General features: G+C 62.7%; 17 protein-coding genes. 9 read left to right on the top strand and 8 right to left on the bottom strand.

The window, feature by feature from the left end:
* Position 1: 1 nt before the first annotated feature.
* Positions 2 to 685 (bottom strand): helix-turn-helix domain-containing protein, encoded by a 684-nt coding sequence (locus ACP15D_RS16715; RefSeq protein WP_424958560.1) that lies wholly within the window; start codon positions 683 to 685, stop codon positions 2 to 4.
* A gap of 172 nt (positions 686 to 857) precedes the next feature.
* Between ACP15D_RS16715 and ACP15D_RS16710 the strand changes: the two genes are divergently transcribed.
* The gene (locus ACP15D_RS16710) at positions 858 to 1,409 is read left to right on the top strand and encodes a hypothetical protein (protein WP_424958559.1); all 552 of its coding nucleotides are present in this window, start codon (positions 858 to 860) and stop codon (positions 1,407 to 1,409) included.
* A gap of 132 nt (positions 1,410 to 1,541) precedes the next feature.
* Positions 1,542 to 2,879 carry an oxygen-independent coproporphyrinogen III oxidase gene (hemN, locus tag ACP15D_RS16705; protein ID WP_424958558.1) on the top strand — a complete coding sequence of 446 codons (1,338 nt, stop codon included), beginning with the start codon at positions 1,542 to 1,544 and terminating at the stop codon, positions 2,877 to 2,879.
* Between the two features lie 35 nt (positions 2,880 to 2,914).
* Here the strand turns inward: hemN and cobD are convergent, their stop codons facing one another.
* The gene (cobD, locus tag ACP15D_RS16700) at positions 2,915 to 3,916 is read right to left on the bottom strand and encodes a threonine-phosphate decarboxylase CobD (protein WP_424958557.1); all 1,002 of its coding nucleotides are present in this window, start codon (positions 3,914 to 3,916) and stop codon (positions 2,915 to 2,917) included.
* Positions 3,917 to 3,957: 41 nt separating this feature from the next.
* Here cobD and cbiB point away from each other — a divergent pair, with 41 nt between their 5' ends.
* The 7 genes from cbiB (at position 3,958) to ACP15D_RS16665 (ending at position 9,538) form a co-directional block, all read left to right on the top strand.
* Entirely contained in the window at positions 3,958 to 4,935 is a 978-nt protein-coding gene (gene cbiB / locus ACP15D_RS16695; RefSeq protein WP_424958556.1) for an adenosylcobinamide-phosphate synthase CbiB, read from the top strand.
* Between the two features lie 35 nt (positions 4,936 to 4,970).
* Positions 4,971 to 5,552 (top strand): TIGR00730 family Rossman fold protein, encoded by a 582-nt coding sequence (locus tag ACP15D_RS16690; protein WP_424958555.1) that lies wholly within the window; start codon positions 4,971 to 4,973, stop codon positions 5,550 to 5,552.
* 2 nt (positions 5,553 to 5,554) lie between these two features.
* On the top strand, positions 5,555 to 6,268 hold the full coding sequence (locus ACP15D_RS16685; protein WP_424958554.1) for an adenosylcobinamide amidohydrolase: 714 nt from the start codon (positions 5,555 to 5,557) through the stop codon (positions 6,266 to 6,268).
* Positions 6,269 to 6,395: 127 nt separating this feature from the next.
* Entirely contained in the window at positions 6,396 to 6,761 is a 366-nt protein-coding gene (locus ACP15D_RS16680) for a hypothetical protein (protein ID WP_424958553.1), read from the top strand.
* Positions 6,762 to 6,874: 113 nt separating this feature from the next.
* The gene (locus tag ACP15D_RS16675) at positions 6,875 to 8,011 is read left to right on the top strand and encodes a DUF3734 domain-containing protein (RefSeq protein ID WP_424958552.1); all 1,137 of its coding nucleotides are present in this window, start codon (positions 6,875 to 6,877) and stop codon (positions 8,009 to 8,011) included.
* A complete protein-coding gene (locus ACP15D_RS16670; RefSeq protein ID WP_424958551.1) occupies positions 8,008 to 8,748 on the top strand; it encodes an acetoacetate decarboxylase in 741 nt (246 codons plus the stop codon). The genes ACP15D_RS16675 and ACP15D_RS16670 overlap by 4 nt, the downstream gene beginning before the upstream one ends.
* 13 nt (positions 8,749 to 8,761) lie before the next feature.
* Positions 8,762 to 9,538, top strand: a complete 777-nt coding sequence (locus tag ACP15D_RS16665; protein ID WP_424958550.1) for a 3-hydroxybutyrate dehydrogenase — start codon at positions 8,762 to 8,764, stop codon at positions 9,536 to 9,538.
* A 65-nt stretch (positions 9,539 to 9,603) separates the two neighbouring features.
* On the opposite strand, the gene ACP15D_RS16660 is transcribed toward ACP15D_RS16665, so the two are convergent.
* The 6 genes from ACP15D_RS16660 to ACP15D_RS16635 form a co-directional block, all read right to left on the bottom strand.
* Entirely contained in the window at positions 9,604 to 10,902 is a 1,299-nt protein-coding gene (locus ACP15D_RS16660; protein ID WP_424958549.1) for a PepSY-associated TM helix domain-containing protein, read from the bottom strand.
* A 128-nt stretch (positions 10,903 to 11,030) separates the two neighbouring features.
* Positions 11,031 to 13,325, bottom strand: coding sequence for a TonB-dependent siderophore receptor (locus ACP15D_RS16655; RefSeq protein WP_424958548.1), 2,295 nt, complete (start codon positions 13,323 to 13,325; stop codon positions 11,031 to 11,033).
* A 305-nt stretch (positions 13,326 to 13,630) separates the two neighbouring features.
* Positions 13,631 to 15,208 (bottom strand): alkyl hydroperoxide reductase subunit F, encoded by a 1,578-nt coding sequence (gene ahpF, locus ACP15D_RS16650; RefSeq protein WP_424958547.1) that lies wholly within the window; start codon positions 15,206 to 15,208, stop codon positions 13,631 to 13,633.
* A gap of 84 nt (positions 15,209 to 15,292) precedes the next feature.
* Complete coding sequence (gene ahpC / locus ACP15D_RS16645; RefSeq protein WP_424958546.1) at positions 15,293 to 15,856, bottom strand: alkyl hydroperoxide reductase subunit C; 564 nt, start codon at positions 15,854 to 15,856, stop codon at positions 15,293 to 15,295.
* A 401-nt stretch (positions 15,857 to 16,257) separates the two neighbouring features.
* Entirely contained in the window at positions 16,258 to 17,799 is a 1,542-nt protein-coding gene (locus tag ACP15D_RS16640) for a PepSY-associated TM helix domain-containing protein (RefSeq protein ID WP_424958545.1), read from the bottom strand.
* Positions 17,799 to 18,386 (bottom strand): hypothetical protein, encoded by a 588-nt coding sequence (locus ACP15D_RS16635; RefSeq protein WP_424958544.1) that lies wholly within the window; start codon positions 18,384 to 18,386, stop codon positions 17,799 to 17,801. Before ACP15D_RS16635 ends, ACP15D_RS16640 begins: the two co-directional genes overlap by 1 nt.
* Positions 18,387 to 18,407 lie beyond the last annotated feature (21 nt).

Here is an 18,407-nt window from a genome sequence, read left to right as displayed (position 1 = left end):
ACTACTCGTTCGCCAACTCGACGAGACGCGCCTGATCGAGCAACTGGACGCGCGAGCCGCCTTGCTCGATGTCGATCACACCCATGATGCGAAGCTTGGTCAGGGTGCGGCTGACGGTCTCAATGGTGAGGCCGAGCAGGTCGGCGATGTCGCTGCGGCGCATGGCGAGCTTGATGATCGAAGATCCGCTCGCGGCGGTGCGACGGTGCAGTGCAATAAGAAAGGCTGCGACGCGCTCGATGGCGCTACGCTGACCAACGGTAACGAGCAGGCTGCGCGTGGCGGCAAGTTCCTGACAGACCGACTTATAGAGCTTCAGCGCAAGGCTGGCGTCGCTTTCGGCCATCCGCTCGAGCGAGGCGGCAGAAAGGCAGCGGACGCGGGAGGGTACGGTCGCCTGGGCGCTCAGCACGTGCTCGCTGAGGACACCCAGCCCGATGAGATCTCCGGGGTAGGCGAAATCAATGATCTGGCGGCGGCCGTCGGGAAGGGTCTTGTAGACGGCAATGACACCATCCTCGACGCGAAAGACGTGCTGGCGATCGTCGCCCTCACAGAAGACGTGCTCCTTGGCTACCAAGCGCCGCATAACCGCGTGTGCCATGCGCTCATCCAGAGAACCCGCAAGACTACCTGCCGCAGCGTGAGAGACGTTCAGAACCTCGTCGGCCTGCATCGCTAGCATCGTCTTCTCCGTCCTTGGATCGTGGTGATCGTTAGAATGGATTAAAAGACAGGCTTGCCGCGCCGATATGCCGGGCTCGTGACGAATTGTAAGAGAGTGTAACAGCTGACCCCATCTGGCGCGGGATGATTTTTGTCAAAGCGCAGGTGCATCAGCTGACTAGTGTCCCTGCATGCATAGCTGTAGCGACATTAACGCACGTGTTCACGCGGATGCGGTGCTGCAAAGGGAGATCAGCCACGCCTTGGCGGCCCTGGCTGACACCCTTCCGGCAGGGGGCGATCTACGGATCGCCCGCATTCTCAGCCGTACCCTGGAGGGGAGCTGGAGCGAGCACGTCAGCTTTCAGGAAGGGGTCATCTTCCCGATTCTCACCGCGCGCCACGGAGAAGCCGTTGCGCAGCTCGTCTCTCAGCGGTGCGCCGACCACGCCAGCCTGTCGCAGCAGCACGCTCAAATCGGACGTCAGCTCGATAAGCTGGTGGGAGAACGTGATCCCATCGACGACAACCTCGCAGCTCTCCTAAGGCAAGCGCATTCGGCCCGCCTGTCGCACCTGTGTCTCGACGGCGAACTCGCGGCGCGGTTGCCGAAGTCCTATTCGGACGCAGAAAAGTCACTCTGCGATAAGTGGTGGAGCATGCGGCCTGTGCTCCGCTTCCCGCTCAACCTGCTCTGCAGCGGTGAGTTGTCGTTCCCTCACATCGGCAAGCAGGTTCACTAATGTGCTTGCCAATGTTCAGTCTGTCGCGTGGGGCGGAGCTGAGCCTTTGACCAGCATCAAGTGGTGCAGACGCGCGCGGCGGTAAATCTCGATCGTGCCGACGACGGCAAGCGGATTTGCACGGAATTTCCCATGAGCCTCGAACTCGCAAAGCGGTATTCCACCCCGGTGCCGCGGTACACCAGCTACCCCACTGCCCCGCATTTTTCGGCGGACGTCGGGGCTGCTACATATCGGGCGTGGCTCGCCGAGCTGAAGCCAGGCACGCGGCTGTCGCTCTACTCCCACATTCCATTCTGCGACGAGCTTTGCTGGTACTGCGGGTGCTGCACCAAGGCCGTGCGCCGCTACGAGCCGGTGAGCGAATATCTCACGTCGCTCTACGCGGAGATGGAACACGTCGCACAGATCTTTCCGGCCGAGCATGTGGTGATGCACAACCACTGGGGCGGGGGGTCGCCGAATATTCTCTCGGCTGAGGACATCCTCAAGCTGGCCTATCTGCAAAGGCGGCTGTTCCGCTGGGCGGACGATGCGGAGTTTGCCGTCGAGGTCGACCCGCGCGGGCTCGATGAGGATCGTGTCGTTGCTTTCGCACGGGCTGGCGTCAATCGCGTGTCGATCGGCATCCAGGATTTCGATCCGAAAGTGCAAGCGGCGATCAATCGGAAGCAGTCGTTCGAGCAGACGCAACGCGCAGTCGAAGCGTTCCGTGCGCACGGCATTCATTCTGTCAACGTCGATCTCGTGTACGGATTGCCGTATCAGGCGCGCTCCAGCCTGCAGAGCACATTGGATAGGGTGCTGGAGTTGCGACCTACGCGCATCGCTGCGTTCGGATACGCGCACCTGCCGGAGCGGCTCAAGCATCAGCGGCTCATTGCGACGGCGTCGTTGCCCGACTCGGTCGAGCGGTTCGGACAAGCGAGCCGGCTTGCTCGCGTTCTGACGCGCGCAGGTTATGTTCGCATCGGCCTCGACCATTTCGCTCTGCCGGACGATCCGCTCGCGCAGGGGCATCTGGCGCGCAACTTCCAGGGCTACACGACGGACGCGGCCGATGCTCTGATCGGCTTTGGCGCGTCGGCGATCGGGCGCCTGCCGCATGGGTATGTGCAGAACCATCCCGCGACGCCAGAGTATGCGCGACGTATCAGCGAGGATGGGCTGGCGACGGCGCGCGGAATTGCACTGACCGACAACGATCGCATGCGCGCTTTCGTGATCGAGCGGCTTATGTGCGACCTGACATTTCCGGCTCAGGAACTGCGCCAACGCTTTGGCGCACAGTCTGAGGAAATCCTGCAGGAGGCGCAGGCGCTGCTGGAGGCGGATCAGGATCAGCTGGTCGAGGGCGATGGCGAGGCATTCCGCGTCACCGATCGCGGTCGTCCATTCGTTCGCTCGATTGCCGCGTGCTTCGATTCCTACCTCGACAACTCAGCCGCCCGGCATGCTCCGGGTGTCTAGTTGAAGTCTCGGACGCCGTAGAGCTGCTTGCCGAGCTAGTCTTTGAGCGCGCTGGAGAGGCGCTTCCACGCGTCCTCGCTGCCGGGCAGGCCGAAGCGCAGCCATGTCGGCTGAGCCGCGAAGCGGCGGACGATAATGCCGTTACGGCCAAGCCGGTCAGCGATGATGGCGGCGTCGTCGTGCCGGACGAGGCGGAAGAGATGCGTTCCGCCGATGAGCGTTATACCTATCGCCTTCAGCATCGCATCGAGACGCTGGCAATCCTCTGTCAGCCGCGCCTTTGCTGCAGACAGCCAATCGACATCGGCGAGCGCCGCGCGGCCGATGGCAAGTGCCGGGCCAGAGACGGCCCAAGGGCCGATCTCGGCGCGAAGCTCTTCAGCCAGTGTCGGCTGGGCGATGGCAAATCCGGCGCGCACGCCGCCGAGGCCATAGGCCTTGCCCAGCGACCGCAGCACGATGCAGCGCTCAGGCAGGCGGGAGACGAGGCTCGCCTCGGGTGCGAAGTCTGCAAATGCTTCGTCGACGACGAGAAGACCGCGGCGCGTCTCGAGCGCTGACGCCAGTTCGCAAAGAGCATCGGTTGAGACAATGGCCCCGGTCGGATTGTTCGGGTTCACCACGACGACGACGCGGGCAGCACCGACGTCATCGATCGCGGAGCGCTCGCTGACCCGATGCCCGCATCGGGCCCAGGCGATGGCATGTTCTGCGTACGTCGGCGCGAGGACGGTCACGTCGGCCGGATCGATCAGGCGCGGGAGAACCTGGATCAGCGCCTGACTGCCGGGCGCCGAGACCACCATCTCCACGCCCGGGGCGCCGTAGCGATCCGCGGCAGCCTGCCTCAATGCCAACTCCGCCGAGCGCTGCGGCAGCTGCGTCCAGGCTTCCATTGGCGGCATCGTGAAGGGATATGGGCGGGGATTGATGCCGGTCGACAGATCGATCCATGGTAGCTGCGCCCCCGGATAGCGGCGGCGCGCGGTGTCGAGGTCACCCCCGTGATCGACAGGTTCTATGCGTCCCGCGGTCATGCTAGCACCATGCTCTTCTCGAGGGTCGGATCTCACCGCGCATGTTCTTCTTCACGTCGCTTGTCGCTCTGCTGCTGGACGCCGCCTGTGGCTATCCACAGTGGCTTTTTGCGCGCATCGGCCATCCGGTCACCTGGATCGGCCGGCTGATAGCATGGTGCGAGACGCGCTGGAACCTGCCGCGGTTCTCATTTGGGCGTCGGCGGGTCAACGGCACGGCCTGCCTCATCGTTGTTATGGCGGCCACGGCCGCGGCCTGTGTCGCCTTCGAGGCGGTCACCCGGCTGGTGCTGCCGTGGCCGTTCAGCGTGTTGGTGATCGGAGCGGCGGCCAGCATGCTGATCGCCCAGCGCAGCCTCTATGAGCACGTGACGGCGGTCGCCGAGGCGCTCGAGGACGGCGGCATCGACGCAGGACGCAAGGCGGTCGGCATGATCGTGGGGCGCGATACGGCCGACCTCGATGAGGCGGCCGTGAGCCGGGCTGCGATCGAGAGCCTTGCGGAGAATTACTCCGATGGCGTGGTGGCGCCGCTGTTCTGGCTGATCGTCGGTGGCCTGCCTGGAGCCGCGCTCTACAAGGCGGTGAATACGGCCGACAGCATGATCGGGCACAAGAGCGAACGCTATCACGCGTTCGGCTGGGCGGCGGCGCGTCTCGACGACCTGATCAACCTGCCCGCCTCGCGCCTTGCCGCGCTGTTGATCATCGCGGCGGCCGGGGTGCGAGCGGGCTTCGATGCGCGCGGTGGCATGCAGGCCGTGGTGCAAGGCGCTGGTCGGCATCGCTCGCCCAACGCGGGATGGCCGGAAGCAGCGATGGCGGGTGCGCTCGACATCCGCCTCGCGGGACCCAGAAGCTATGGCGGCGCGGTGGTGGAAGATGCGTGGATGGGATCTGGCCGCAGCGACCTTGGCGCGGCCGACATCCGGCGCGCTCTGAGCCTGTTCCGCACGGCCTGCGTGGTCCAGGCAGCAAGCGTGGCTCTGCTCGGCCTCGTCACGAGCATGCTTTTTTGATATGCGGCGGGCGTCTCGCGGGCCGAGGAGCAAACATGCGACGAATATGCGTCTTCTGCGGGTCGAGCCCTGGCCGGCACGCCGACTATAGAGATGCCGCGGTCACATTCGGGCGCGCTCTGGCGCGCGCGGGCATCGGGCTCGTCTATGGGGGTGCATCCATCGGATTGATGGGGGCCGTCGCGGATGCAGTGCGCGAGGGCGGCGGCGAGGTGATCGGCGTCATCCCGCGCAGTCTCGTCGACCTCGAAGTTGCGCATACCGGTCTCGACGATTTGCGGGTCGTCGACTCGATGCATGAGCGCAAGGCTCTGATGGCCGAACTATCCAACGCTTTCGTTGCCCTGCCTGGCGGCATCGGCACACTGGAGGAAATATTCGAGGTGTGGACCTGGGCACAGCTGGGCAGCCATGCGAAGCCATGCGCCTTCCTCAATGTGCGTGGCTTCTATGATGGGTTGCTGCAGTTCCTCGATCACGTCGTCGCGGAGGAATTCCTGAAACCGGTGCACCGGCACATGGTCCTCGTCGAGCGGGAGCCAGAAGCGCTGATCGATGCGGTCTGCAACTATCATGCACCGGCCGTTGCCAAACTGATCGGGCGCGAGCAACGCTAGAGATGCAGCAAGAGCCATCGCGCCACATGAATGCGCCATTGTCGATCCAGCTCAGCCCGCCGCTCATCGTCGTGTCGTTTACGGCCCCGCAGCGGGTGCTGAGCTGGTCGATGCTGCGTCCCGGATTCCAGGTCGTGGAGCGCGTCGCTTGGCTCGAAGTGCGCAACAAAGATCTGCCGCACGATGTCGATGCGGGCGACGTGATAAGGGCGCGCATTGCCGATGCCGGGCTCGATGACGCGGTCGTCCTGGTGACTTCGCGCGACGTGCGACGATATCGCTACGCCGAAGCGTGCGTCGAGGATATTGTCGCACGCTGTTTGACGACGGTCGGACTATCGAACAGCGAGCGGGTGGGCATGCGGCTGCATCAACCGCCACACTTTCCCGGCACCATCAACACTATGGTGCACGTGTCAAAGCCGCTCTCGGAAGCAGCGCTGATCGAAGCCATGTCGATTGCGACGGAAGCTCGCACGCTGGCGGTGCTGGAAGCCGGCGTGCAGCGCGGCGGCGTGACGATCACAGGGACCGGAACCGATTGCATCGCAGTCGCGGCTCCACTGCATGAGGATCAAGTCCTCTATGCGGGCAAGCACACCGCAGTTGGAGAAGCGGTCGGTGCCGCCGTTTACGATGCCATGTGCGAGGGCATTCGCGACTGGGAGAGCGACTGCGCCGCCGTTCAGCAAAGCCAATCCGGCACGATTGCCTGATCATCAGCATTCTAACTTGTGCCTCAACCATTCCGGCCGCCGCTTTCCGTTGGCGCCGCGCAGCGTTTGGCGCTAATGTGCCGATTGTATTCTGCTAGTTCTGGCCATCCAGCGAGCGTGCGAACCAATGCGTGAGCACGGACCCTTCGACGACGACGACGGACGCATTCCTCCGTTGCTGCGCTTTCTTGGCCTGCACCTCATTCTTGGTGCGGCTGTCGGTATCGCAATTGCATCACTCATCATCCTCATCAATCTCGCCGGATTGAAGGATCTGCTGGTCGAGACGCGCGAGCCCTTCATCGCGCTGCTGCTGCTCTACAGCTTCAACGTGATCACCTTCTCCAGCGTGTCGATGGGCATCGGTATCATGACGCTGCCGTTCGATCCGCCCGACTCCAGGATCGATGCCGAGAACCGCGAGCCCCCGCATCCGCGTCCGAGCGATCGCCCAGCGCGAAGGGATCGGCGCGGAGACCAGCGCTACGATTAGCGGCGGACGGTTCGCATTGCCGCACCCAATCTAAAGAACTCGGAAAACCCCTCTGGGGCACACTTCGCTCAGCCTTAGCCACTGGTTGACGATATGTGTTTCGGAGTCCCAGCTTGAGCCGCAATGAGAAGAACGTCCTAGTCCTTCAGGGTGGCGGAGCCCTAGGGGCTTATCAGGCCGGTGCCTACGAGGCGTTGGCGGAGGGTTCGTTGGCGCCCGATTGGGTGGCTGGCATCTCGATTGGCGCGCTCAACGCATCGATTATCGCAGGTAATCCGCCCGAGCGCCGCGTCGAGCGGCTGCGGCAATTCTGGGAGCTGGTATCTAGCCGACTGCTGATGCCGCCGATCTTGGAAGACGACATTTCGCGCCGCTTCTTTGTCGAAGCGAGCGCAGCTCTGGTTGCCTCTACCGGTGTTCCAGGTTTTTTCGAGCCGCGCGTGCCCTCCCCGCTGGTGCTGCCGCAGGCGGAGCCTGATGCCGTGAGCATCTACGACACGCGTCCGCTGCACGAGACGCTGCTGGATCTGGTCGACTTCGACTATCTGAACTCGGGTGCAACGCGATTCAGCGTCGGCGCGGTGGAAGTTCATACCGGCAATATGCGCTACTTCGACACCGGCAAGGGTGACACCATCACACCTGAGCACGTGATGGCCAGCGGTGCTCTGCCTCCGGGGCTGCCGGCCATCACTATCGAGGGCGAGCTCTACTGGGATGGCGGTCTGGTGTCGAACACGCCGCTGCAGTACGTGCTCGACTACGCTGGACCGCGCGAAGACATGTGCATCTTCCAGGTCGATCTGTTCAGCGCACGCGGCCCCCTACCCAAGACACTGCTGGATGTTGCCCAGCGCGAGAAGGACATCCGCTATTCGAGCCGGACGCGTCTCAACACCGACATGTTCCGGCGCATGCAGAGCGTCAGGCGCGCAATCCGCAGGCTCGATCGTACCCTTCCTGAAGACGTGAAGGCGACGCTCGACTGGAAGCTTTTGTCGGAACTTGGATGCGATGCGGCGATCACGATCGTGCATCTCATCCATCGTCGCGCAGCCTATTCGAGCCACTCCAACGATTACGAGTTCTCGCGCTATTCGGTCGATTCACATTGGCGCAACGGGCGCCTCGATGTCGAGAACACGCTGCGTCATCCAGAATGGATCAATCGCGAGCCGCCGAAGCAAGGCGTCAAGGTTCTCGACTGTACGCGGAACCTCGATGCTAGCGAAGTGAGGAAAAGCGCATGAAGATCGACGATGTCCGTAGAAGCGCGTTCGCCATGCCGCTGACGAGCCCTGCATATCCGCCGGGCCCATATCGCTTCGTCAATCGTGAGTTCCTGATCATCACGTATCGAACGGATCGCGAGGCGCTGGAGCGGGTGGTTCCCGAGCCGCTGACGTTCGATGAGCCGCTGGTGAAGTACGAGTTCATCCGCATGCCGGATTCGACCGGCTTCGGCGATTACTGCGAGACGGGGCAGGTGATCCCGGTGAAGTTCAACGGCGTCGAGGGGAGCTACTCGCACGCGATGTTTCTCAACGACGGGCCGCCGATCCTGGGCGGGCGCGAGTTGTGGGGCTTCCCAAAGAAGTATGCCAACCCGACGCTCGGCGTCGTCACCGACACGCTGATCGGCACGCTGGATTATGGGCCGATCCGCGTTGCGACCGGGACAATGGGCTACAAGCACAAGGCTCTCGATCTCGACGCGGTTGCCGCCTCACTGGTGAAGCCGAACTATCTTCTGAAAATCATCCCGCACGTCGATGGCAGCCCGCGCATCCTGGAGCTGGTCGACTATCGGCTGGAAGACGTGGCGGTGAAAGGTGCCTGGACCGGGCCTGCGGCGCTCGACCTTCGCCCGCATGCACTGGCGCCGGTGGCTGACCTGCCCGTGCGCGAGATCGTTTCCGCGACCCACATCGTCGCCGACCTCACGCTCGGGCTCGGCAAGGTTGTCTACGACTATCTGAAACCCTGATTGGAGCCATCCAATGAAGCTTGACGGCAAGATTGCGCTGATCACCGGCGCAGCGAGCGGAATCGGCAACGGCATTGCCAAGCGCTATGTCGAGGCGGGGGGCCGCGTCGTCATCGCCGACCTCAACCTCGATGCAGCAACGGCGGCGGCACGCGAACTCGGCAATGAGAAGACGGCTATTGCGGTTGCGATGGACGTCACCAAGGAGGACGAGGTCAACGCCGGCGTCGAAGCGACGGTGAAGGCATTCGGCGGCGTGGACATTCTCGTGTCGAACGCGGGCATCCAGATCGTGCATCCGATCGAGGACTTCCCGTTCTCCGACTGGAAGAAGCTACTTGCCATCCATCTCGACGGCGCGTTCCTGACGACGAAGGCGTGCGTCAAGCACATGTACAAGCAGGGTTCGGGCGCGCTCATCTACATGGGTTCAGTGCACAGCCATGAGGCCTCGCCGCTCAAGTCCGCTTACGTCGCCGCCAAGCACGGCATCTTGGGCTTTGCCCGGGTGATGGCGAAGGAAGGGGCGCAGCACGGCGTTCGTTCAAACGTCATCTGCCCGGGCTTCGTGCGCACGCCGCTGGTCGACAAGCAGATCCCAGAGCAGGCGCACGAACTCGGCATCACCGAGGAACGCGTGGTGAAGGAGGTGATGCTGGGCGAGACCGTCGACAAGCAGTTCACGATGGTGTCGGACATCGCCGAGGTGGCGCTGCTGCTGGCCGCGTTCAAGACCAACGCGTTGACCGGCGAGTCGATCATTGTCAGCCATGGCTGGCATATGAACTGAGCGGGCAGCCGTTACGCTGTCTGCGGGCGCAGCGAGATCGCGCAGCGTCCGCAGGACTTGTAGGTCTAGCGGGCGATGGCAGCGCGCCGCTTGGCTGTTGTGCGAGCGGCGCGCTTCTTGAACCAGATGACGACGCCGGTCGCCGAAAGGATGGCGACGACGATGCCCATGATGGACAGCACGACGCGACCTGGCAGGCCCGCTATGCGGCCGGAGTGAAGCGGGAATTGCATCTGCATGAAGATGTCAGCTGCGGTTCCCTCCCACGGAATGCGGCCGCCGACGATGGCACCGTCGTTTCCGTCGACGAACAGCATCTTCTGCATGCCGCCGTTGCCGTGCTCCTCGCCGGGGGCAAAGAATAGAATGGCGTATAGGCCGTACTGGGCACCATAAAATGCGCCGCCTGCGGGCTCCGTCCAATTGCGCTTCAAGGCTTCAGCGCGCGCCAAGTCGATGGCGGCCGCATACGACACCTTCGGGGTGATCGGCTCGTTCAGCGGCGCCGGCGTGCGGTCGTCGAAAGCGTCCGGCGTCAGTGAGGAGATGCTCCTCAAGATCGGGCGGACGACCTCGTTGCCCAGGTTCATCGACACCGACGTGAAGGCGACGATGAAAAGCATCAGCCACAGCCAAAGGCCGAAGGCACGGTGGACATCGAAATTGATGCGATAGGCGCTGGCGTTCAGTTTGATCTGCCAGGCCGGCTTCCATCGGTGCCACCATGAGCGCCGGCGTGGCCCTGCCTCCAGATCGTCGAGCGTCGCATCGCTGACGGCCGCGCCCGCGACGGAAACGTTGCGCCGACTGGCGCGCGGCAGCGTGAGGTAGAAGCCGACGAAGCAGTCGAACAGCCAGACGATGCCGACGATGCCCATGAACCAGACTCCCCAACGATCGATGTTGTTGAATTCCGGGATGTGCATGGAGTAGTGCAGCTTGTAGAGGAACGGCAGCAGATTTTCGGAATCGAGCGAGATCTGGCCCCAATAGCGTTTGCCCACGATCTCGCCGGTCGAGGGCTCGAGAAAGACCTGGTTGTAGTCGAGAGCGTGCAACTGCCCGGTAGCAGGATCGAGCCGCGGCTCGACCGAGAACTCGGCTGTGTGGCCTGGCTCAGTGGCCAGCGTGAAGTAAGTGACCTTGGCTTTCGGATCGACCGCCTCGAGTTTTTCGACCAGCTGCAGCGCCGGAAGCGGCTTGGCTTGCGGATCGGTGATGCGGGCGTCGAAGAGATGAGGGTTCAACCACTCGTCAAGCTCGTGATCCCACGAGATGACGGCGCCGGTCACGCCAGCGACGAACAGAAACACCGCCGTGAACAATCCCGCCCAACGATGAACAACGACGAATGCGTTGCGCATAGTCCCCCATATCAAGCTGGTGTCAGAGTCGAATAAACCTGACGGGAGTTATCCGGTTTTTGCGACTGCGTGCAACTGAGAAAAGGCCTTCCGCCACAGTCCAGCAGCGGAAGTCCTTATCGTGCGGATCAGTATTTGTAGGTGAGGCCGGTGATGATGGTGCGGGCTTGGCCGAGGAAGCAGTCGCCACGTGCAATACAGGTCGACTCGTACTCCTTATCCTCCAGATTGGAGCCGGTGATCTGCCAGCGCCAGTGCTCTGTGTCGTACGCGACCATAGCGTCGAACAGCGTGACGGCCGGAGTGCGAATCGTGTTGGTTTCGTCCCATGAGACGCCGATGTAGCGTATGCCCGCTCCCGCAGACCAACCTTTGAGATACGGCTGGTCGAACTCCCATACGCCCCACAGCGATGCTGTATGCAGGGGAATGGACTCGATCTGATTGCCGTCGAGCTCGCTGCCGTCTGCGTACTGCGCCTTAGTATAGGCGTAGCCGCCGACCACCTTGAGATTTTGCGTCAGCTTGCCGGTGAGTTCGAACTCGAAGCCCTTAATCGCGACGGGGCCGATCTGAACATTGTAATTGGGGTCCTGATCCGGGACGACGCGGTTGCTTTGCTCGATATCATAGATCGCACTGTTGATAGCGAAGTTTGCGCCAGTGGGCTGGTATTTGAAGCCCGCCTCGTACATGCGTCCAATTTGCGGTTTGAGCGGACCGTTGAGCGAGGGGGCGAGCGTCGGAACGAAAGATTCTCCATAGCTCACATAGGGCGTGAAGCCGGACGCGAACTCGTACATCAGGCCCGCGCGATACGAGACGGCATCGTCCTTCTGGCTGACGACCTGCGGGATCGTGTAATCGTTCCAATCGATGTCGAGCCAATCCTTGCGCACCCCGACGATGCCGATCCAGTTGCCGTAGCGCATCTGGTCCTGAGCATAGAGGCCGGTCTGCTTTGCGGCGGTGGTAACCGGGGAGCAGGCAACGTAAATGTCTCCTCCGCAGTCGAATGCAAGCCATTGGGCCTGTCCGTACTGGGGCGCATAGACGTTGAAGGGGTTAAGATCAACGGCCGAGTTGGAGGCTTGGGTCGCCTTAAAGTTCGAGTAGTCGACACCGCCGAGCACTTTGTGCTGCAGCATCCCTGTGGCGAACTTGGCCTCGAGGTTCGTGTCCTGGCTGTAGACGCGCGTATCAGTGATAGAATGCCACCGATAGCGGGTCATCGTCACTTGGTCAGCGTCGTAGCTTGTGCCATCGGGATATGTGCCCAGGTAGTAGTTGCTAATGTCGCTGTAGCGCGATGAGTGCTGCAACTTAAGCCATGGCGCAATTTTGTGCTCGACGAGCGCCGTGCCCGACGAGGCGTCGGTATTGTAGTAATCGTCCGGCTCGCCGACGAAGCGATCTTGTGAGATGCGGTATCCGCTCACATTGGGGTAGAGCGTGCCAACGTTCGGGTAGAACTGAGACACCGTCCCTGCCCGATCGCGACGGAAGTGACCGAGCACGGTAATCGTGGTGTTGCTGTCGGGGCGATAAGTGATCGCCGGTGCGATCGCATAGCGGTCGTCGTCGACATAGTCCACCTGAGTGCCAGCATCGCGCGCCTCGCCGACGAAGCGGTAGGACCATTTGCCATCGGAGGTGATCGGCCCCGTCAGGTCGAACTTGACCTGCTTGAAGTCGAAGGTGCCGTACTCGACGGTGATCTCGCCGCCTTGCTCAGTCTGCGGGCGCTTGGAGACGGAATTGACGATGCCCCCGACAGGAGCCTGGCCGTACAGCACCGACGCGGGACCGCGCAACACCTCGACGCGCTCCATGAAATAGGGATCGATGCGGTAATTGTAGGTGTAGTAGTCGAAGGTGCGCTTCATACCGTCGAGGAACTCTGCAGCCTCGGTACCGCGAATGAAGCTGCTGTCGGTGCGTCCGTCATTGCCGTACGCGTCGGCTATGACGCCGGGCACATAGCGCAATACCTCTTGCTGAGACTTGGCGCCCATGTCGCGGATTTGCTCGGCGCCGACGACGGAGATCGACTGCGGGACTTCCTTCAGCGGCGTGTCGGTCTTGGTGCCCGTCGCCGTGTTCTTGGCTGCGTAGTCGCGCACGGGGCCGTAGGCCGACTTATCGCTCGCGTTCGAGTTGCCGGGGCCCGTCGGCTGCTGCTGTTGCTGTTGCGGTGCCGACTGCGCCGGCTGTGCTGCCGCGGTGGCGGACTTGGATTTCTTCTTCGCCTTGGTCTTCGGCTTAGCGGCCTGTTGCGTCTCGACGACGACAGCCGGCAAGGGTGTCGCCTCGGCAATCGGTTCCGAAGGTGCCGGCGCCTCCTGGGCGACTGCTACCGAATCCAAAGCCGTTATTGCCGCAACCGCACAAGCTGCGGCGCACGCATACGCACACAAACGCATTTACGCCCCCAAACGCAAACCAAACCAACGCTTGCCCCCGTTCATAGATCACAAGTGACAGGGACTACGTGCTTAGTGCCACGAATGTGGATAGCGCTAGTATAGTTTTATTGTTTCTGAGCGCGTTTTGCGTCCAGTTGCTCGGCCACTGTAGCCTTCACGCTACAGCGCGGCGGTTGGCCTCTCCCAACAAGCAACTCTCGCGCGGCAAAATCTTGCAGCACGACTTCCCGCACTGCGCGATTGCGCGCATGGCTGAGGGCCACCGCAGGAAACTGAGAACGCCTCTGAAGTTTGACAGCGTGTCAGGCGGCTTCAGCTTCCGACTTCGCAGGAGCGGTTGCGCGGATGAGATAGTCGAAGGCGGCGAGCGAAGCCTTGGCGCCATCACCCATCGCAATCACGATCTGCTTATACGGCACCGTGGTGCAGTCGCCGGCGGCGAAGACGCCCTCTAGCGACGTCGCGCCGTGGTCGTTGACGATGACCTCGCCGCGCGATGTCAGATCGATCGTTCCCTTCAGCCAGTCTGTGTTCGGCAGGAGGCCGATCTGCACGAAGACGCCATCAACCGCGAGTTGGCGTTCCTTGCCGGTGGTGCGCTGCTTGACATTGAGGCCGGTGACGCGGCTGCCGTCGCCCGCCACCTCGGTGGTCTGGGCTGACACTGCGATATCCACGTTGCCGAGGCTCTTGAGCTTGCGCTGCAGCACGTCATCAGCGCGCAGGTTCGTCTCGAACTCGATCAGCGTGACGTGGCTGGCAATGCCGGCAAGATCGATGGCCGCTTCGACACCGGAGTTGCCGCCGCCGATTACGGCGACGCGCCTGCCCTTGAACAGCGGGCCGTCGCAGTGCGGGCAATAGGTGACGCCCTTGTTGCGATGCTCCTCCTCGCCGCGCACGTCCATCTGGCGCCAGCGCGCACCGGTGGAGAGTATCACGGAGCGCGCCTTCAGAGTGGCTCCGCTTTCCAGCGCGACCTCTACGTAGTCGCCCTTGCGCGTGAGTGCCTTCGCCTTCTGAAGGTTCATGATGTCGACGTCGTATTCGCGCACGTGCGCTTCGAGCGCCTGCACGAGCTTAGGGCCGTCGGTATGAGGGACGGAGATCAGGTTTTCGATCGACATGGTGTCGAGCACCTGGCCGCCGAAGCGCTCGGCGACGATGCCGGTGCGAATGCCTTTGCGCGCGGCGTAGATCGCCGCGGCGGCGCCGGCGGGTCCGCCGCCAACGACCAGAATGTCGAATATCCCTTTGGCGTCGAGACGGGCTGCTTCCTTCTCGGCTGCCGAGGTGTCGAGCTTTGCCAGAATCTCCTCAAGGCCCATGCGCCCCTGTCCGAACAACTGGCCGTTGAGGTAGATGGCCGGCACGCTCATGATCTGGCGCGCTTCGACCTCGTCCTGGAAGTCGGTGCCGTCGATAGCGACGTGGCGCACGGCCGGGTTCAGCACGGCCATGAGGTTGAGTGCCTGAACGACGTCGGGGCAGTTCTGGCATGACTGCGAGAAATAGGTCTCGAAGGAGAAGTCGCCCTTAAGGCTGCGGATCTGGTCGAGAACCGCCGGCTCTGCCTTCGGAGGATGACCGCCGACTTGCAGCAGTGCGAGGACGAGCGAGGTGAACTCGTGGCCCATGGGAAGGCCCGCGAAAGTGAGCCCGATCGTCTCGCCCGGGCTTGTCAACGAGAACGAGGGACGACGTGCGTCGCTGCCATCCTCTTTCAATGTGATTTTGTCGGACAGTTCGGCGATCTCGCGCAGAAGCTCGATCATCTCGGCCGACTTGGGCGTGTCGGACGGCGAGGCGGTGATGATGACAGGTCGGGTAAGACGCTCGAGGTAAGCCTTGAGCTGGGTCTTCAGAGATGCATCAAGCACGGGGAGCTTCCATCGCTAGTGGCTGGCGGATTCAGGGTCGGTGATCCCCGCGCCGCGATGAGCGCGGGGACCGGAAGCATGGCGTCAGATCTTGCCGACGAGCTCGAGTGAAGGCGCCAAGGTCTTCTCGCCTTCCTTCCACTTCGCCGGGCAGACCTCGCCAGGATGGCTGCGGACGTACTGGGCCGCCTTGATCTTGCGCACGAGTTCCAGGGCGTCACGGCCAACACCTTCGGCAGTGACCTCCATGATCTGAATGACGCCATCGGGGTCGACGACGAAGGTGCCGCGATCAGCAAGACCCTCGCCTTCGCGCATGACATCGAAGTTGCGCGTGATGGCGCCGGTGGGGTCGCCGATCATCGCGTACTTGATCTTGCCGATGGTCTCGGAGCTGTCGTGCCAAGCTTTGTGGGTGAAGTGCGTATCTGTCGAAACAGAGAACACCTCGACGCCCAGCTTTTTCAGCTCGGCATCATGATCGGCCAAGTCGCCAAGCTCGGTAGGGCAGACGAACGTGAAGTCGGCGGGATAGAAGAAGAAGACCGCCCATTTTCCCGCGATGTCGACGTCGGAGACGTCGATGAATTTGCCCTGCTTGTAGGCCTTCGCTTTGAACGGTTTGATCTTGGTATTGATGAGAGCCATGAATTTAGTCCCGATTGTGGAGTTCGTGCCTCGCGCCCGCCCGCCGAGACGGGGCCGACCACTGCGGTGCAACATAAATGCCGGAGGCCGGTAAAGCCCGGGCGTCATCTCGCCGCGCGACCACGGCTGCCGTTCTCGTTTTGCCGCCCTGCGCTCAGTGCAGAGAAGTCATGCAGAACTGCCGACGCAGAATCGGTTCGCCGGTGTGATCGCAAACGATGACGATGGCGCGCTCGGCGCCGAAGGTGCGTTGCCTCCCGGATGTCGAAGTGACGCGCGCAATGTCGGATTGCTGACAAATGCAACAATCGGCTGGAGCGATGCAATTTGCGTGCAAGCGATCGATGCTTAGTTGCATCTCCAAACGAAGCGGCGACCGTTGCCAGCGATTCCGCCGGACCTCAGCCTTCGGTCGCCGCGGGTACGAGCATGCTCGCCCGGGCTTCGCTGCGCTTCAGCGCCGGGATCGCCGTCAGCATGGCGATGAACGCCAGCACCGCCGTCAAAGCCCAGGCGAGAGGATCGACGATGCGTGCTGCCCAGGCTGTGAGATAGACGACAACCAAGAGCAGCAGCGCGAGCGCGCATGTCAGCCGGAGGATGCGGCCGGCCGCATGCATGTCGGCGGCGATCATCGCAACCAGCAGCGCGAGCGTGGCCGTCGCCAGATAGGCATAAAGAATGACGGCGTCACTGCCATAGAGCGCAGCTATTGCCGATACTGACAACGCCAATGGCTGGCCCCATCCGATGCCCATCCAGATTTTCTCCCAGCGCGGCACGGGCGTGCCCTTGTCGCGCTTGCGGGCCAGCCAGATGGTGACACCAGTAAAGGTGATGACACTGAGGGCGAGCCCCAAGAAGCCGTAGGCGAGCTTGATCGGCAGCCCGCCGAACCAGCCGAAGTGCAGGGGTTGCAGCAGGCCGAGGATCCGCTGGCCGATGCCGCCGCGTTCAAGACCGCCATCGCCGAGCGGTGTGCCATCACCCTTGAAGTAATAGGTGTTGGCCAATGCCAAGTGGCCCGGTGACCGCATCCCTAGGTGAACCACCTGCCCCGCTTCACCGACATGGTCGATGCGGGCGCTGGTGAATTGGGCGCCGGGCTGGCGCATCTCCACGCTGCGCATCATGGCGGCGACGTCGGGTACTGGCGCGGGTGTCTCGTCAGCACTTGCACGCGGGCCCAGGATGGCCGCGAAGGCCTTTTCAGAGTCGCCGTCATAGGCTGCCAGCGCCAGCACGCCGACGATCAGCACCGAAAGCCCGAGCAGCGCGCCGCTAAGAGAGACGACGAAATGAAACGGCAGTCCCCACACGCCAAGGCGATTATGCAGATCGGCTTCCTGCAATCGCCATGAACCGCCGCGGCGCAGATAGAAGGCGTCCTTTAGGATGCGGGGATGCGAGAGGATTCCCGAAATGAGCGAGGACAGCAGCGCGACGCCGGTCAGTCCGACGAGAAAGAAGCCCCAGGTGCGCGGCAGATGGAGACTGGTATGCAGCTCGGTGATGAACTCGGTCCACGGTGCGTGCGCGCGGGCGATGAGTTCGCCGGATGGGCTTGCGAGCCAGCGTCCCTCGGCTCCTGACTCATGGTCGTGGTAGTTGACCATGAGGCGATTGTGAGCGGCTCGCGGGCTCGGTCCCATGACGAACATATCGTGCGCTGCTTTGTCGGCAACCGCCTGAGCGTAGCCCGCATTGATGGCAGCCCCAACCTCATCAGCTGTCAGTGGCCGGTCGATCGGCGCGATATCGGGCTGCTCCCAACGCTGCAGCTCGAACATGAAGACGCTGACGGTGCCGGTGATACACACGATGTAGATGAGCGCCGCGAATGCGAGGCCGAGGGCCGAATGTCCAGCGAGCATCGCGCGCACGAACTGCGGGGGCAGGAACTGGCGCTTACGTGAGCGCGCATTTTCGAGCGGGGCATGCATCAGGCGAGCACCTTCGGCAGGAAGGCGACAGCGTAGCCGACGGCGGAGATACCGACGAGCAGCAGCGTGGCGCGCAGCAGCTTCGAATCGCTGAGTGTCCAGGCCATCCCCGCTCCCCAGAGCACGGGAACCAGTAGTCCACCGACAACGATGCGATCATGCGTCGCCAATGGCATGGCGACGGCGAAGGCGACGCCCACACCGATGGCGGCGATCCCAGCCAACACGATGGACAGCAGGGCCTTGGCTATCGCGCGGGGCCAATTGGTGGGGCGCTCTTCCGGCTCCAGTGCTGCTTCGCGCGCGCGCTGAACCTTGGGGGCGCGAATTTCCCGCCGCAGAATGATGATGCCGTAGGCCGCCAGAGCCAGAACGATCAACCCGTAGGCGATGCCGACTTCAACGTCCCAGGCTCGGAAAAATGCCCAGAAAGCGCCAGCGATCAGCATCCAACCGGAGATCAGGTACGGCAGGTTGCCCGGTCGCTTGCCGAGCCACGACAAGCGCAGCAGCGCGACGCCGCAGACAAAAAGCAAAACGCCCGCTGCGGTGGCAAGCGGGACCAAGTACGTTTCGAGCAGCTCCAAGGCGCGTGCTTCCCCCGTGAA

The sequence above is a fragment of the Hyphomicrobium sp. 1Nfss2.1 genome (assembly GCF_965243865.1).
Classification (GTDB): domain Bacteria; phylum Pseudomonadota; class Alphaproteobacteria; order Rhizobiales; family Hyphomicrobiaceae; genus Hyphomicrobium_A.
The sequence above is the reverse complement of the archived record's forward strand: the minus strand, read 5'-3'. Positions and strand labels throughout refer to the sequence as shown.